Source organism: Stenotrophomonas sp. SY1, assembly GCF_021202945.1.
Classification (GTDB): Bacteria; Pseudomonadota; Gammaproteobacteria; order Xanthomonadales; family Xanthomonadaceae; genus Stenotrophomonas.
In genome coordinates this window covers 889,264-903,022 of sequence record NZ_JAJOYR010000002.1, presented here as the reverse complement: position 1 = coordinate 903,022, position 13,759 = coordinate 889,264, and the positions used below count along the sequence as shown (strand labels likewise).

Here is a 13,759-nt window from a genome sequence, read left to right as displayed (position 1 = left end):
GCGCAGTGGCAGGCTTGATGTTCGTCAAGACTGCGTCGATGGGATGCTGAAAACCGCCACGATGACAGGATGGCAATGGGGGCCGCGATATAGTGCGCCCTTGCGATGCCGGGGGCCGGCCCCCACCTTCCCGCCCAGAACACAATCCTGCGAGCCAGCCCTTGTCGAGCCCCAGCCACGTCGCCGATACCCCCATCACCGATCGGGACCAACTGGTCCAGAACATCGCCTCGGGCGAAAAGCCCAAGGCGCAGTGGCGCATCGGCACTGAACACGAGAAGTTCGGGTTCCGCCTGGATGACCTGCGTCCGCCGACCTTTGACGGCGAGCGCGGCATTGAAGCGCTGCTCACCGGGCTGACCCGCTTCGGCTGGGAACCGGTGCAGGAGAACGGCCGCACCATCGCGCTGCTGCGTGACAACGCTTCGGTATCGCTGGAGCCGGCCGGGCAGCTGGAGTTGTCCGGCGCGGCGCTGGAATCCATCCACCAGACCTGCGAAGAAACCGGCACCCACCTCAACGAGGTGGCGCAGGTGGCCGGCGAGTTGCAGCTGGGCTTCCTGGGCATGGGCTTCCAGCCCAAATGGCGCCGCGATGAAATGCCGTGGATGCCCAAGGGCCGCTACCAGATCATGAAGAGCTACATGCCCAAGGTCGGTTCGCTCGGCCTGGACATGATGACCCGCACCTGCACGGTGCAGGTCAACCTGGACTACGCCAGCGAAGCGGACATGGTGAAGAAATTCCGCGTGTCGCTGGCCCTGCAGCCGATCGCCACCGCGCTGTTCGCCGACTCGCCGTTCACCGAAGGCAAGCCCAACGGCTTCCTGAGCTACCGCTCGCACATCTGGACCGATACCGACGCCGACCGCACCGGCATGCTCGACTTCGTGTTCGAGGATGGCTTCGGCTACGAGCGTTACGTGGACTACCTGCTCGACGTGCCGATGTACTTCTCCTACCGCGACGGCATCTACCACGACGCCAGCGGCCAGAGCTTCCGCGACTTCATGCAGGGCAAGCTGCCGGTACTGCCGGGTGCGATGCCGACCCTGCGCGACTGGTCGGACCACATGACCACCGCGTTCCCGGAAGTGCGCTTGAAGAAGTACCTGGAAATGCGCGGTGCCGACAGCGGCCCGTGGAGCCGCATCTGTGCGCTGCCGGCGTTCTGGGTGGGTCTGCTGTATGACCAGACCGCGCTGGATGCGGCCTGGGACCTGGTCAAGGATTTCAGCCTGGTCGAACGCAACGTGTTGCGCGACGGCGTGCCGAAGCATGCGATGAACTTGCCGTTCCGCAATGGCACCGTGCGTGACCTTGCTGCACGCGCGCTGGAGATTTCGCGTGACGGCCTGCGTCGTCGTGCCGCGCTCAACAGCGATGGTCAGGATGAAACGCGCTTCCTCGATGTATTGCAGGAAATCGTGGATTCCGGCAAGACTGCCGCCGAGCGCAAGCTGGAGCTGTTCCATGGGGAATGGAATGGCGATATCGATCGTGTGTTCAAGGCGTTTGCGTACTGAGGCTTCTGCTTCTTCCTGTTCCGCCTTGAGTCCGTCATTTCCGCGCAGGCGGGAATGACGGCACAGCAACCACCGGCAAGGGCAGTGTCCCAGGTGCAGGGCAAGGCCGGGTTCCCTGGCCCTGAGGTCCCAGTCCCGTCCGAAGTTGAAGCCCATCAAAAGCCCGTGCTAGCGTCGGCGTCCATCGGGGGCCGTGCAGGGATGCGCTATGAATCGGACGTTGGTGTTGTTGGTGGTGCTGGGTGTGGCCGGTGGCGTGTGGCATTTCCACAAGCAGTCGAAGGCTGTGGATCAGTCCGCTGATGCCGCCGCCATGTCCCCCGTGTCCGCGCCACTTGCGCCTGCGATGGATGCGCCCGCATCGTCTGCAACGCGCGGGGTGGCCGGTGGCAATCCGGTGGACGTCTACGGCCGCACCGGCTGCGGCTACACCCGGAAGATGATTGCCGAACTCGAACGTGCCGGCATACCGATGCGCTTCCATGACATCGACTACCCGCAGACTCGAGCGGCGTTCCAGGAGCGCTTTGCCGACAGTGGTTTGGCGACCTCGCGCGGCTATGCCTTGCCGGTCATCGCCGTGGCCGGGCAGGAGCTGGCGCGCCCACAGCCGTCCAGCGTGATCTACGCCTACCGGCACCGCTGACGGCAGCCACGACAGGTGATTAGACTGCGCACTCATCCAGCGGAGCAACAGGCATGAGCAGCGTGTCGGAAGAGATCGTTTTCTACACCAACCCGCAGTCGCGCGGCCGCATCGTGCGCTGGATGCTGGAAGAAACCGGACAGCCGTACCGCACCGAGGTGCTGGGCTACGGCGAAGGCATGAAGTCACCGGAGTACCTGGCCATCAACCCGATGGGCAAGGTGCCGGCCATCGTCCATCGCGGCACGGTGGTGACCGAAGGTGCAGCGATCTGCAGCTATCTGGCCGATGCTTTCCCCGACGCCGGGCTGGCGCCGGCGTTCAATGACCCGCGTCGTGGTGACTATTTCCGTTGGCTGTTCTTTGCTGCGGGCCCGGTAGAGGCCGCAGTCAGTGCCAAGGCGTTGGGCCTGCTGGCACCGCCGGAGAAGGCGGGCACGGTGGGTTACGGCAGCTTCGAGCAGACGGTGGATACGTTGGAGCGCGCGGTTGCCGGCGCTTCGCCATGGCTGCTCGGTGAGCAGTTCACTGCCGCCGATGTGTACGTGGGCAGCCAGGTGCTGTGGGGCACGATGTTCAAGACCTTGCCCGCGCGCGATGCCTTCAGCGCTTATGGCCAGCGGCTGCAGACCCGCGAAGCGTGGCAGCGTGCAACGGCGCTGGATGACGCATTGATTCAACCACGCGGCTGAGCGCAGGCGGTAGGTTCAGATGCCCGGTGGCAACTGTGCACCGGGTGCGGTACTGCGCGGTTATTGCGGTGTTGCCTTCATCCGCGCTTGGGCGCGTGCACGGATATCCGCGTCCGCATCATTGGTGAGCAGGGCGACGGCCTCGCTCGGTACGTGCGGATGTTGCAGCAGCAACGAGCGCACTGACGCTTGGGGGTGTCTGGCCAGCGCCAGCAGTACATCGGAAGGTGTGTCGGGGTTCTGTGCGAGGAACAGCGGCACGCTGAAGGCATCGGCCTGGCCGCGTTGTGATGCGGCGTACAGATCGCGCAGGGTTTCCGGATCGGAAGCATGTTCGGCCACGGTGATGTCGTAGCTGTCATGGGCGAGTTTCACCATCCCCACCAGCAGCACCGCCAACAGACAGGCCGGGGCCAGCCAGGCCATGCGCGAGATACCTGGGACCGGTGCGCTTGCCGCGACCCGGCGGCAAGCAAGCAGTGCGATCAGGTAGGTGGCGACATAGGCGAGCAGCGTGTAGGCCGGTGCGACGACGAAGATCAGTGCCGACGTGGATGAGCGTGCGAGCCCATTGGCGAACAGGTATTCCCACAACAGCAACAGCGCAGCGATGCCGGCAACGGTGCCTGCCGCCACCTGGCGCAGGTAGGCGCGCGGTTGTTGGCGGTGCAGGTGCCATGCAGCCATCAGCAGCGCGAAGACCAGCGGCAGCGCGGACAGCGCACTCAGCAGGAAGCGTGGAAGGATGGCCAGGAATGCGTCCATGGGGGCTCCCGTGATGGCGTGGCGGTTGCCGAGTATTGTCGATACGGCGCATGCCGACTCTGGGCATGACCGTCTCCGGTCAAGCGCTCAGCCGTCCAGCGCATAGGGATAGCACGCTGCCAGGCCAGCGGAGATGGTTTCCAGCAACGCCTGGATGTGGGCGGGCGCTGGCGGGGGTTCGCATTGCTCCCATTGGTCGAGCAGGTCGGCAAGCTGCAGCCATTGCGCGAAGTCCAGCTGCATCGGTTGTGGGACGGCATCCGGGCCGGCGTCATGGTCGAGGAAGGCGATGCTTCTTCCGTCGACCGGCGACATCAGCCAGGCATCGCCGGTGCCGGATGTGGCGAACACCCACCAGTGCGTGCCGAGCCCGACCAGGGGTGCGTCGCGGCTGCGTGTTTCGGCAGCGGCACCGCGTGAATCAAGCAGGATGAAGTCGCCGGCAAGCGTGGCTTCCGGCAGGGCGTGGTTACGTTCAAGCACGCGCGGTAGCTCTACACCGAGCCGCTGCCGGGCGACCTGCTCCGGTGCGCGGAGCTGCAACGCCTTGGCTGGATCGTTGTGCCTGCTCATTCGGCCAGCAGGTCCTCGGGCTCGGCTTCGATCTGGGCCAGCGATTCGACGAGCAGGGTCGCGAAATCGCTGCACACGTAGTCCATCGCATCCGGGTCATGCGTGAAAGCGATGACCTGGCCGGGCGTGCCGTGTGTGGATGGCGTATGGTCGAGCAGCAGCATCATCGTCGGTGCGGCGAACCCGGCAAACGGCAGCCAGCCGGGCTGAAACCAGCCTTCGCGCAGGCGCCGGTCGCGTGGATGGGGTTGCTCGTAATCGGCATAACGCGGCGCACGTTCGCGCATTCCCCGCCATTGTTTCATCGCCGCCTGCAGCGACAGGAATTCATAACCGGTGAGGTAGCCGGTGCGCGCGAACACGGTCTGCCAGGCAGTGCCGCCATTGGCGGCCAGCCACGCGGCCTTGAGCGCCGGGCAGATTGCGAAGCCCAGTTCGGCCTCGGCCTCGGCGATTTCCTCCGGGCTGGCGCCAGCTTTGAGCTGGAGCGGTTCCCCGTTGGCGTCATGCAACGCTTTGAGGGCGGAAACGAAGGTGGGGAACTGCATCTGATTCTCCTGTGCAGCAGCTGCTGCCGGTGGGACGGGCACGCCGTTCAGCCTGCGTCGGATTTGAGTCGGCTGAAATCGCGCGCGGCCAGGCGCTGTTTCTCGATGAACACCATCAGCTTGTCGCCATCGTGCCAGCACCAGTCGAATGCTTCATGCGGATGCGATGCGCGTCAGACGGGCGAGGGAGAGTCGCGGTCCAGTGCATCATTCACGCGTTGCAGCAGCTCGGCCGGTGTCATGAACGATGCCAGCCACTCCTGCAGGGTGCCGCAGCGGCTGATGTCCGACAGGTACTGCTCGTGGTCGGTGCTGTAGACCGGTGGATTGAGTTGGTCGGCATCGGCCACGCACATGAAGTGATGGTTCGGGTAGCCCTCGGAGAAGCCGATGAACAGGAGCTCCGGCGTGGCATGCCCGGTGATTTCCTCCAGGTAGACAGTGTCGAGATCATCGCCGCCCGCCCATTCGACGTAGTCGTCGCTACCCTCGACGAACGGCGTGAAGCGTTGCAGGCGGAAATCGACCTGGCCGCGCAGCTCCTCGGTGGCTGCGTAGTAGTGCGCCTGGACATCGCGCAGCAGCGCGGCACGGTCGTTCGCTGCATTGGCCGGTTGGGCGGCGATGAACTCGCTGATGCCGAAAATGGGCTCCTGCTCGTCCGCGCTGGCCCAGGGGGTATTCCGTGGTGCGGGGTAAAGCGGCAGCGGCAGCCGCGTCGCCTGCAACAGCTCCAGCGCATCGCGCGGATTGGCCACGGCAACGTCACCGCCCAGTGCGTTGATTCTCTCCAGCAACCTGTCCTGTATCGACATCTCTTGTTTCTTCCTTGTATCGGGCGCGAACAACCATTCATCCACACATGGTCGAACCGGGTTGATCATCCCATGCGGGCATTGTCCGGGGAATGAAACCGGGTTCATGCGCCGTCATCGGCAAAGGTGCCCGCACGCCGGAACGGCCACGCATGGCCTTGATGCCGCCACGTTAGAATTGCCGGTCATCGCCCATGGGACGCGGATGTGTCGCCCTTCAATCTTTTCCAGCGCTTGTCACAGGCACCGACCAATCCCAGGGCCGAGGCGCCCACGCGTGGCTTCGACGTGGCCGAGCTGTACGAAGGACCGGTGCAGCTGCATGACGACGCAAACGCTGCGCCGATGCGGTTGGACGAGAAGCTGCGGCAGGCATATTTCTGGATCGTCAACAACGCGATCATCAGCCCGCACTACGACATCGAGTATCACGATGGGCCATCGGCAAGCTTCAGCGTCGGTGACACACGGCGCACCCTGACGCTGCCATCGGCACAGAGCTACTCCAGCTATGTGCTGCTGCCGCTGTTGACCCTGGCCACGCGCCGCAAGTGCCTGTTCGTGGGCGGGCCTGGCCGTGGCAAGACCGCCAGTGCGATCCTGATGGGCGTGCTGGCCGGCTATCCGGTGCGCGAAGTGCGCCGCGCCATGCAGCACGGGCATCCGCAGATGACCATTGCCGACCTGCTCGGCAATCCGCTGCCGGCCGATCTGGTGGCAGCGCAGGATATGGGGCAGATCCGTATCGCCTGGCGCAACTGGCTGGGCATGCGGGTCAAGATCATCGACGAATACAACCGTATTCCGACGCGCACGCAGAGCGCGCTGTTGACGGTGATGGGTGACAACTACGCCGAGGTGCTCAACCAGGTCTACGAATGCCCGGAATCGGCGTGGTACCTGACCGCCAATGACGACCGTGGTGGCGGTACCTACCAGGTGATCGAGGCGCTGCGCGACCGCATCGACGTGGTGGTGCAGGCACTGGCGTTCAATCCGCGCTTCCTGGAGGAGATGCTGCTGCGGATCGAGCAGGACATCCGCCCGGAGGAGGTGGTGCCGCGCGAGATCATCTTCAGCGAGGCCGAGGCAGATCAGATGGTGCAGCAGATTCGCGCCGTGGACGTGCCCAAGGACGTGCGCCGGCGCATCGAGTTCTTCTGTAGTCAGTTCGAGCTGATGGAAACGGCTGGCGCCCAGTTCGAGTACCTGAGCAAGGACACCGTGCGTCTGGCCGGTGCCGACTGGGCCCAGGCCACGGCGGCCGATTCCGGCCGTGACCGCATGAAGGATTTGGGTTGCCAGACCCGCAACGGCCTGTCGGTGCGCAACCTGATGACCCTGCTGGTCTATGCCAAGGCATTGGCCTGGTTCCGTGGCAACAGCGCGGTGGAGCTGGACGACGTGCGCCAGGTGCTGCCGTTCGTGCTCAACGACAAGCTGCAGCCGGACCTGGATGCGCCGTTCTTTGCATTGCCGGAGAACGCAGCGTACCGCACCGATCGGCTGAGCTGGCTGCGCTGGCTGCTGGATGCCTCCAACGGCGAATACGACCGCCTGGACCTGGATCGCGATGATCCGGTGGGCGCGTTGTCCGAGCAGTTCGCGCGAGGGCTGGACGGGGTGTCCGAGCGTGAGACGCGCGCGCGGCTGGTGCGCATCGAGCGCTTGATCGAGGAACGGGTAAAGGGGCGCAAGCTGTACGGCCATCTCTACGACGACCTGCTCAAGCTCAAGTACCTGCACCAGCGCTATACCAACTATCTGCATTGGCTGCGGGCGCGCTGAGATGGTGTCGTCCACGCTTGCGACGCTGCTGGCGTCGCGCCGTAGCCTGTTCAACCGGGAGGTGGCTGAAGCACGGCATCGATGGCCGGGCTTTGACACGGCGGCGTTCAATGGCTTCATCACGCAGACACTGGATCCGGTGTGTGTGGCGGTGGCGGCGATAGATGGGAGCGCGACGCCGCTGGTGGCGGAGACCGGCTTTTCCATCGGCCTGGAGCTGGTGGCACAGGGATTGGCGGGGCCCGGTGCGCGCATGCCGTGGGTGGATGCAGCATGGCAGCAGCTCGCGGTTCCTGCAGCGGCGCTGGTCGCGCAGGCACCACTGGAAACATTGGGTGCGTTGAGCAACGCCGTGGTGCGCCTGGATGGCGTGGCCGGCACGCGAGTGCCCGAATGGATCGCGATGATGCAGCCGTTGGTTGCGTGCTGCGATACACCGGAAGCCTTGCGCACGGTAGGCGCACTGTGCGCATGGCAGGCCGGGATGGCGCCGCTTCGCCAGGCCGCATTGCTGCAGGCCGCCGGCTTGCCCAAAGCACTGTTGGCTGCGGCGCTGGGGGTGGATGAAGCGCAAGGCGCTGCCGCCCATGAGCGGGCGCTTGGCGAGCGCTGGTGGAATCCGCGAGCAGGGGGCATCGACCCGCAGGGCTGGACATTGGGTGGCTTCACCGGCCTGGGCGGGCCATTCCCGACGCCGCCGGAGGTGCGCGCCAGCGACACGGGTTTCATCGTTCGCAGCGGCGAACGCCATTTCCTGCTGATGGCCGACGGATGCGGCGGCGTGGTGCTGCCCGCCAGCGCGACGGAGTTCCAGGTGGCGCATGCAGCGGTGGCCGAGCAGGTGTCGTTCGATGCACAGGGTGCACGCATCGCCGGCAAGCACATCCACTTCGACACGCCAACAGAAGGGCTGACGGCGATTGCGGGGCCGGCTGGCGTGGCCATCAGTTCACCGTGGTCGCACCACGTGCGCGTTGTGCCGGGGGCTGCGTGAGCGGGACCACGCCCGGTGACATGCTGGAAGCCTGGCGTGCGGCCTGGCCACAGGCACTGGCCGACTGGAGCCGGTTCACGCGGCTGCAGGATCCCCGCCTGTGCGGTTCCAGTGTCGAGGCAGCGGCGGAAGGGCTGACCGGCAGTTTCGCGATGATCCGCCTGGCCGACCAGCGGGTGGTGATCGACCTGCCGCAGGTGCATCGACTGGGACTGCAGGATCATGCGCGCGAGATCCTCGCCCACGAAATCGGCCACCATGTGCTGGCACCGGCCACCGCCAGCGACCACGCGCGGCTGCTGGCACGCATCCGGCGTGCGCTGCCCACGCTGGAAGTGCATGCGCCGATGGTGGCCAACCTCTACACCGACCTGTTGATCAATGACCGCCTGCAACGGCAGTGTGGGTTGCGCATGGCCGACATCTACCGGCGCCTGGCTGAGGGCACGCAGGGCAGCACTTCGCTGTGGATGCTTTACATGGGCATCTATGAACAGCTCTGGCAGCAGCCCGCCGGCCTGCTGGGCGGTCCGGTCGACGATGCATCGCTGCGCGGCGATGCGTGGCTGGGGGCAAGGCTGGTCCGTGCGTATGCCGGGGAATGGATGCTCGGGGCCAGCCGTTTCGCAGCACTGCTGCTGCCCTATCTGCTGCAGACGGTCAGTGATGCCCGCGTGGACGCACTGATGGATACCCGCCACGCCGGCCGTGGCACCCGTCCGGCCGGGCTGGACCGGCTGGAGGACGACGAACTGGAGCCGGTGCTTCATCCGGCACTGGACCCGCGCATCACCGGCGATGACGGCCACGCGGCCGATGCGCCGCTGGTAGACGCGGGCGATGAGATCGCCAGGGCGGCCGGCCAGGCACGCGAGCCGTTCGAGTACGGCGAGATCCTCGCGGCGGCTGGTCTCGATCTGGATCCCCGGCAGTTCGCCGTCCGTTACTACCGCGAGCGCGCGCTGCCGCACCTGATCCGCTTTCCGGTCAGCGCGCAGCCGCAGGCGTTGGAGCCGGAAATGGAAGGGCTGCAGCCATGGGAGGCGGGCGACCCGCTGGACGCGGTGGACTGGCTGCAGACGCTGATGCAGTCGCCGACGGTTATCCCCGGTGTCACCACGGTGCAGCGCGTCTATGGGCTGTCGCCGGGCTGCGAACCGGCGGCCGAACCAATCGACCTGGACCTCTACGTGGACAGCTCCGGCTCCATGCCCGACCCGCAACGCGTTACCTCGTGGCTGACACTCGCAGGCGCGGTCATCGCCCTGTCGGCGCTGCGTGCCGGCGCGCGCGTGCAGGCCACACTGTGGAGCGGCAAGCGCCAGTACCTGCATACCGACGGCTTCGTGCGCTCGGAGGATGCGATCCTGGAAGTGCTGGTGGGTTACTTCGGCGGTGCCACCGCGTTCCCGATCCATCGCCTGCGCGAAACCTATGCGCAGCGCGGCCGGTCCGAACGCGCCGTGCATATCCTGCATATCTCCGACGACGGCATCACCACGATGTTCGAGGACGACGAGCGCGGCAACAGCGGCTGGGACGTGGCGGCGCATGCCCTGCGCACCGCACGTGCCGGTGGAACCATGGCCTTGAACCTGTTCAGCCCGTTGCCGGAAGGAATCGCCGACGCATCGGCCAGCGGTTGGACCGCCGACCTGCTGCGCGCTCGTGATGCCGGCTGGAACATCCACGTCGTGCGCGACATGACCGACCTGCTCGCATTCGCACGTGACTTCAGCCAGCGTCATTACGCGCAAGCGCCCCGATGATGAGGACATGAGCGACATGCCGGCGGTTTCTTCCTGCATCTGCGCCTGCCATCCAGCGGCCGGCGCGCCCCTTCCTTGCCTGGTGTTTCCATGAACCAAGGTCCTTCGCTCGAAGTGCTGCTGCGGCGGCTGCTGGACACGCCCCCGGATTTCCTTGACCCGCCACGGCAGGGCAAGACGGGGCAGGTACATGTCGCTGCGGTGGTCAATGATGTGCTGGCCATGCAGGGTGTAGCGCTGCCGGCAGCCTTGCGCTCAACGCTTTCCGGCGGGCTGAAGGGCGTCAGCGCCAACCAGCTCACGCTGTCGGCGGTGGTGGCTTGGCTGCTGGCCGATGCGTCGTGGCCGCACACAGCGAAAGTAGGCGCATCAATACCCGCGATGTTCGCGGAGGCAGTGCCGGCGCTTGCTGCCGAAGCGGTGGCCTTGCGCTACGTGCTGGAGCCGGAGCGCCGTGAGGAGCTGGTGCGAACCACGATCGCGTGCCTGGGCCTGTTGCCGGACGGGGAAACCGCCGCCCAGGCTGCTGACCGCCTGGCCAGCGTCAGTGGTGTCGAGCGGCGGCGCCTGCTGGAGGCCAGTCGCGCGGCAGAGGCGCGCGCCCGTGCCATCCGCGAAGCGCTGGCGCGCAAGGCCGCCGAGGAATCGGCGGACAAGTGGACACGCGAGTGAATGCCAGCCCCACCGATGCCGAGCGTTATCCCACGCTGACCGATGCCGGTCGCGCGATGCTGCGGCACATGCGCGAGCATCCGGCTGCGCCGCTGTTCCGCAACGAAAGCGGCAACCGTTTGTTGGCGACGGAAGTGGATGAACTGCGCGGTTACGAGGATGAGGTCGCCCGCGCATCATTCGACTGGTCGCCGGGCGAGCCGCCCGCGTGGATGATGGATTACGTTGCGCGGGTGCATGCGGAGGTGCCGTTCTTCCGTGCACGTGGAATGCCGGCGCGATTCGAAGATATCGTGCCGACGCACCGGGGCGACCTGTCGTCGGATATCTCCCGCTTCGTGCCGGACCCGGTGCCGTTGGAACGGATGATGAACTTCCGCACCACCGGCACGACGGGTCACCCCTTGGTGTTGCCGTCTCACCCCCGGGTGGCGGCCCGTTATCTGGCGTACCACAAGCGGGCGCTGGCGCGCTGGGGGGTGACGCTATGCCACGGCCGCGGGCAGATGGGGGTGATGCTGCTTGGCATGCAGCAGCGCTGCTTCACCTACGTGTCGGTGACGCCGACGATGGACGAGTCGGGGCTGGCCAAGATCAACCTGCATCCCAATGACTGGCGTGATGCCGGGCACCGCGCGCGCTACATCGACCAGATGCAGCCGGAGGTCATCGCCGGCGATCCGATATCGTTCGCCACCTTGCTGGAGCTGCCGGTCACGCATCGCCCCCGCGCTCTGCTGTCGGTGTCGATGGCCTTGTCGGCGGGCCTGCGCGACGCGCTGGCCGAACGCTTTGATTGCCCGGTGCTGGACATCTATTCGATGAACGAGGCCGGGCCATTGGCTGTGCACGACGCAGTCAGCGGCGGACACGTACTGCTGCAACCGGGCATGTACGTGGAAGTGCTGGACGCCGCCGGGCGCGCGTTGCCGCCGGGTGAAGTGGGTGAGATCACGCTGACCGGTGGTTTCAACTTCTGTCTGCCGCTGCTGCGCTACCGCACCGGCGACAGCGGTGCGCTGGGCATGTGCGCGGACGGGCCGATGATCATCGGGCTGCAGGGCCGCAGGCCGGTGCGCTATCTCACTGCACGCGGGCGCTGGATCAACAACATCGACCTGACCCACGCGCTTGCGTCGCTGCCGCTGTCACGCTTCTGCGTACACCAGGCTGGTGATGCGAGCGTACTGCTGCGACTGCCGGCCGCCGAGGCCATGCATGCGGCTGCTGCAACCGCCCGTCTGCAGGCAATTCTGGAGGGACGCCCGGTGCGGACGGACCTGATCACATCGGAGGATAAAGTGCTGCAATACACCACGGACCTGCCTGAAGGGCTTGCCGCGTGAGCGGCTTGGAAATCGCCGCCAACGTGATGGCGTGCCTGTCGATCCTGCTGGCGGCGCGCAACAGCGTGCATACGTGGTGGGCCGGCATCATCGGCTGCTCGCTGTTCGGCCTGCTGTTCTGGGAGACCCAGCTCTACGCCGACGTGCTGCTGCAGGTGTTCTTCGTCGTCGCCAGCATCATCGGCTGGTGGAACTGGCACGCAAGTGCAGACCATGCCGCCTTGCCGATCAGCCGCACGCCGGTACGCAGCTTCGTGCTGATGTCGGTGGCCGCGGTGCTGGCCGGTGCAGCCTACGGCGCGCTGCTGCATCGCTTCACCGATGCGTATGCGCCCTTCGCAGACTCGGCCGTGCTGTGCCTGTCGGTGCTGGCGCAGTTGCTGCTGATGCGCAGGCGCATCGAGACCTGGCCGGTGTGGGTGCTGGTCAACACCATCGCGGTGCCGTTGTACGCCTCGCGCGGGCTGACCCTGACCTCGGTGCTGTACGCGTTCTACTGGTTCAACGCCTGGCTGGCGTGGCGTCATTGGCACCGCCTGTGGCGAGCGCAGGAACAGCCTGCGTGAGTGAATGGCGTAGCGGGCTGGTGGTGGGCAAGTTCTGCCCGCTGCATCGCGGCCACCAGTTGCTGCTGGATCAAGCGCAGGCCGCCTGCGATGAGCTGGTTGTCATCAGCTACACCAAGCCGGAGTTCGACGGCATGGCGCCGGCGCGGCGCGAGCGTTGGTTGACGGCGCTATATCCACAGGCCCGGCACTGGGTGCTGGACGATGCGCGGTTGGCCGCGCATTGCCGGCGTCTCGGTATTCCGGTGCGCATGCTGCCGCACAACGACGAGGACGATGACACGCATCGGCGCTTCGTGGCCTGGCTGCTGCGCGAGGTGATCCGGGCATCAGTGGACGTGGTGTTCACCAGTGAGGCATACGGCCCCGGTTTTGCTGCGGTGCTTGGCGAAGAGCAACAGCGGCACGGCCGCAATGCCGTGACACATGTCGCGGTGGATCCATCGCGACGGCAGGTGCCGGTCTCCGGCAGCACGGTGCGCGTCGATCCGCATGCGATGCGCGACCAGCTGGCGCCGCAGGTATACCGGGACTTCGTGCGTCGCGTGGTGGTGATCGGCGGGGAATCCACCGGCAAGTCCACGCTGGCAGAGAAACTGGCTTTGCGCCGAGGTAGCGTGCATGCCGCCGAGTATGGACGTGAGCTGTGGGAGGCGCAGGATGGACAGTTGCAGGAGGCGGATCTGCTGCAGATCGCCCGCACCCAGGTGGAGCGCGAAGAGCGGCTGCTTGAGCAGGCCAATGGCTGGCTGGTCTGCGATACCTCGCCACTGACCACGCTGTTGTATGCGCAGGCCATGTTCGGCCGCGCCGACCCGCAGCTGCAGGTGCTGGCCGCACGTGGCTACGACCTGGTGCTGCTGTGCGAGCCGGATGTGCCGTTCGTGCAGGATGGCACGCGTCGTGATGATGCGTTCCGTCGCTGGCAGCACGCGTGGTACCTGGACGAGTTGGAAAAGCGGGCGGTTCCGTATCACCGCCTGCACGGTGACTGGGACGCGCGTGAGCGTGCCGCGCTTGCGGCGATGGAGCAGGTGGAACGCGGCGGCTGAGCGCTGG

At 66.1% G+C, this 13,759-nt stretch carries 14 protein-coding genes; 10 read left to right on the top strand and 4 right to left on the bottom strand.

All coding sequences use genetic code 11. The features are described from left to right. Nucleotides 1–161: 161 nt before the first annotated feature. From LR961_RS15590 to LR961_RS15580, 3 genes are all read left to right on the top strand, one after another. Nucleotides 162–1,526, top strand: a complete 1,365-nt coding sequence (locus LR961_RS15590; RefSeq protein ID WP_232150856.1) for a glutamate--cysteine ligase — start codon at nt 162–164, stop codon at nt 1,524–1,526. A gap of 208 nt (nt 1,527–1,734) precedes the next feature. Then, the gene (locus LR961_RS15585) at nt 1,735–2,172 is read left to right on the top strand and encodes a hypothetical protein (protein ID WP_232150855.1); all 438 of its coding nucleotides are present in this window, start codon (nt 1,735–1,737) and stop codon (nt 2,170–2,172) included. 62 nt (nt 2,173–2,234) lie between these two features. Further along, the gene (locus LR961_RS15580) at nt 2,235–2,864 is read left to right on the top strand and encodes a glutathione S-transferase family protein (RefSeq protein ID WP_232151169.1); all 630 of its coding nucleotides are present in this window, start codon (nt 2,235–2,237) and stop codon (nt 2,862–2,864) included. A gap of 60 nt (nt 2,865–2,924) precedes the next feature. Here the strand turns inward: LR961_RS15580 and LR961_RS15575 are convergent, their stop codons facing one another. From LR961_RS15575 to LR961_RS15560, 4 genes are all read right to left on the bottom strand, one after another. Further along, a complete protein-coding gene (locus LR961_RS15575; protein WP_232150854.1) occupies nt 2,925–3,629 on the bottom strand; it encodes a hypothetical protein in 705 nt (234 codons plus the stop codon). Between the two features lie 87 nt (nt 3,630–3,716). Further along, nucleotides 3,717–4,202 carry a hypothetical protein gene (locus tag LR961_RS15570; protein WP_232150853.1) on the bottom strand — a complete coding sequence of 162 codons (486 nt, stop codon included), beginning with the start codon at nt 4,200–4,202 and terminating at the stop codon, nt 3,717–3,719. Beyond that, entirely contained in the window at nt 4,199–4,750 is a 552-nt protein-coding gene (locus LR961_RS15565) for an SMI1/KNR4 family protein (RefSeq protein ID WP_232150852.1), read from the bottom strand. Before LR961_RS15565 ends, LR961_RS15570 begins: the two co-directional genes overlap by 4 nt. Nucleotides 4,751–4,923: 173 nt before the next feature. Then, nucleotides 4,924–5,565, bottom strand: a complete 642-nt coding sequence (locus tag LR961_RS15560; protein WP_232150851.1) for a hypothetical protein — start codon at nt 5,563–5,565, stop codon at nt 4,924–4,926. A 207-nt stretch (nt 5,566–5,772) separates the two neighbouring features. Between LR961_RS15560 and LR961_RS15555 the strand changes: the two genes are divergently transcribed. The 7 genes from LR961_RS15555 to LR961_RS15525 all read left to right on the top strand — a co-directional run bounded on the left by LR961_RS15555 (nt 5,773) and on the right by LR961_RS15525 (nt 13,752). After that, entirely contained in the window at nt 5,773–7,353 is a 1,581-nt protein-coding gene (locus LR961_RS15555; protein ID WP_232150850.1) for a MoxR family ATPase, read from the top strand. A gap of 1 nt (nt 7,354) precedes the next feature. Further along, nucleotides 7,355–8,347, top strand: coding sequence for a hypothetical protein (locus LR961_RS15550; protein ID WP_232150849.1), 993 nt, complete (start codon nt 7,355–7,357; stop codon nt 8,345–8,347). Continuing rightward, nucleotides 8,344–10,116, top strand: a complete 1,773-nt coding sequence (locus tag LR961_RS15545; RefSeq protein ID WP_232150848.1) for a hypothetical protein — start codon at nt 8,344–8,346, stop codon at nt 10,114–10,116. Before LR961_RS15550 ends, LR961_RS15545 begins: the two co-directional genes overlap by 4 nt. Before the next feature lie 90 nt (nt 10,117–10,206). Next, nucleotides 10,207–10,788, top strand: a complete 582-nt coding sequence (locus tag LR961_RS15540; RefSeq protein ID WP_232150847.1) for a hypothetical protein — start codon at nt 10,207–10,209, stop codon at nt 10,786–10,788. Continuing rightward, nucleotides 10,785–12,134 carry an AMP-binding protein gene (locus LR961_RS15535; RefSeq protein ID WP_232150846.1) on the top strand — a complete coding sequence of 450 codons (1,350 nt, stop codon included), beginning with the start codon at nt 10,785–10,787 and terminating at the stop codon, nt 12,132–12,134. The genes LR961_RS15540 and LR961_RS15535 overlap by 4 nt, the downstream gene beginning before the upstream one ends. Then, nucleotides 12,131–12,700, top strand: a complete 570-nt coding sequence (gene pnuC, locus LR961_RS15530; RefSeq protein WP_332311037.1) for a nicotinamide riboside transporter PnuC — start codon at nt 12,131–12,133, stop codon at nt 12,698–12,700. The genes LR961_RS15535 and pnuC overlap by 4 nt, the downstream gene beginning before the upstream one ends. Beyond that, a complete protein-coding gene (locus LR961_RS15525; protein WP_232150845.1) occupies nt 12,697–13,752 on the top strand; it encodes an AAA family ATPase in 1,056 nt (351 codons plus the stop codon). The genes pnuC and LR961_RS15525 overlap by 4 nt, the downstream gene beginning before the upstream one ends. The last annotated feature ends 7 nt before the right edge of the window (nt 13,753–13,759 follow it).

Coding starts and splice junctions, on each gene's coding strand:
- LR961_RS15570 (WP_232150853.1), bottom strand. CDS start 4,202: ATGAGCAGGCACAACGATCCAGCCAAGGCGTTGCAGCTCCGCGCACCG.
- LR961_RS15550 (WP_232150849.1), top strand. CDS start 7,355: ATGGTGTCGTCCACGCTTGCGACGCTGCTGGCGTCGCGCCGTAGCCTG.
- LR961_RS15560 (WP_232150851.1), bottom strand. CDS start 5,565: ATGTCGATACAGGACAGGTTGCTGGAGAGAATCAACGCACTGGGCGGT.
- LR961_RS15540 (WP_232150847.1), top strand. CDS start 10,207: ATGAACCAAGGTCCTTCGCTCGAAGTGCTGCTGCGGCGGCTGCTGGAC.
- LR961_RS15585 (WP_232150855.1), top strand. CDS start 1,735: ATGAATCGGACGTTGGTGTTGTTGGTGGTGCTGGGTGTGGCCGGTGGC.
- LR961_RS15575 (WP_232150854.1), bottom strand. CDS start 3,629: ATGGACGCATTCCTGGCCATCCTTCCACGCTTCCTGCTGAGTGCGCTG.
- LR961_RS15565 (WP_232150852.1), bottom strand. CDS start 4,750: ATGCAGTTCCCCACCTTCGTTTCCGCCCTCAAAGCGTTGCATGACGCC.